Source organism: Kitasatospora sp. NPDC023118, assembly GCF_055560875.1.
The window spans coordinates 1-1,654 of sequence record NZ_JBVHHW010000089.1; the positions used below are offsets into that span (position 1 = coordinate 1).

The following is a 1,654-nucleotide window of genomic DNA, read 5'->3' on the forward strand; positions in this document are numbered from 1 at the left end:
TGTTCGGCCACCAGATGCCGCGCGACGAGCCGGCCCAGACCACCGGTACCACCCGTGATCACCACGGTTCCCGTGCCCCAGCCCAAGGAGGGCCCACCGGGGGCCACCCGGGCGAGTCGGCCCACCCGCACGACACCGTCGCGCACCACGACCTGCGGCTCGCCGACGGCCAGCACGGCGTCCAGTGGGAGCTCGCCGTCCGTGTCCACGAGGACGAACCGGCCCGGGTTCTCCGACTCTGCGGCCCGCACCAGGCCCCAGACCGCGCCGCCGGCCAGGTCCGCGACCTCGTCACCGGCCACCGCACCCCGGGTCGTGAACACCAGACGGGAGTCCGCGAACCGCGGTTCGGCCAGCCACTCCTGCACCAGACCCAGCGCCCATGCCGTCACCTCGTGCACAGCCTCCGGCGCCGAACCGCCCGCCACCGGGACCACCACGGCGCCCGGTACGTCGTCCGTCAGCTCGGCGAACGACGCCACATCCGCGCCCAGCGTCACCGACGTCACGCGCTCACGCGTGCGCGACGGCGCGGGCTCCCACTCCAGCCGCAGCAGCGAGCCCGCCGCGGCCGCTTCCCGCGCCACGGCGGCCGGCTCGGCCAGCGTCAGTGCCTCGGCCGACAGCACCGGCTCCCCGGCGGCGTCCGCGACGGCGAGCGCGAGCGTCTCCGCGCCCGTGCGCACGAGCCTGGCCCGCACCACGGAGGCGCCCTTGGCGTGCAGCGACACCCCGGACCACGCCACCGGCACCAGCCCCCGACCGTCCGCCCGCACCACGGCCGCCAGCAGCGCCGGGTGCACACCGAACCCCGCGGCCTCGCCGGCCGCGTCGCCCGGCAGGACCGCCTCGACGAAGGTCTCCTCGCCGCGCCGCCAGAGCGACCGCAGCCCGTCGAAGGCCGGACCGAGGTCCGCCTCCACCTGGATCCCGGTCAGCTCCGCGACGACCGCGCCCTTCGGCGGCCACACCGAGGCGTCGAAGTCGGCCGTGCGCTCGCCGCGGACGAGCTCGCCCGAGGCGTGCTCCGTCCACGCGGCGTCGGCGTCGGCATCCGGGCGGGAGAAGATCCGCACCGGGCGGGCGCCGGAGGCTGCCGGGGCGTCCACCTGGATCTGGACGACGACGGCGCCGTCCTCGGGCAGCACCAGCGGCTCGGCGAGCGTCAGCCGCTCGACCCGGTCGCAGGCGACCTGGTCACCGGCGCGGACGGCCAGCTCCAGGAACCCGGTCGGCGGGAACACGGCCACGCCCCCCACCCGGTGGTCGCCCAGCCACGGCTGCGCCTTCAGCGACAGCCGACCGGTCAGCAGCGTGCTCTCGGCGTTCGCGAGCGCGACGGTCGCGCCCAGCAGCGGGTGCTCGGCGGGCGACAGCCCGGCGCCGGTCACGTCGCCGATGCGACGGGCCGGGCGCGGCCAGTAGTGCTCGTGCTGGAACGGGTAGGTGGGCAGGTCCACCCGGCGGGCGCCGGTGCCGTCGAACAGCCGCGCCCAGTCCACCGGGACACCGGTGACGTGCAGGCGGGCCAGGGCGGTGACCAGTGCCTGCTCCTCCGGCCGGTCGCGGCGCAGCAGCGGGAGCGCGGGGACGTCCGAGTCCTGCTGGGCAAAAGCCGCGAGGACACCGTCCGGGCCGAGCTCGACGAAGGCGG

General features: G+C 76.8%; 1 protein-coding gene. It reads right to left on the reverse strand.

Annotation, left to right across the window (positions count from 1 at the left end):
- Positions 1-1,654, reverse strand: a 1,654-nt coding sequence (locus ACZ3UD_RS37680; protein WP_465598627.1) for a SpnB-like Rossmann fold domain-containing protein, incomplete at both ends; no start/stop codon positions are given.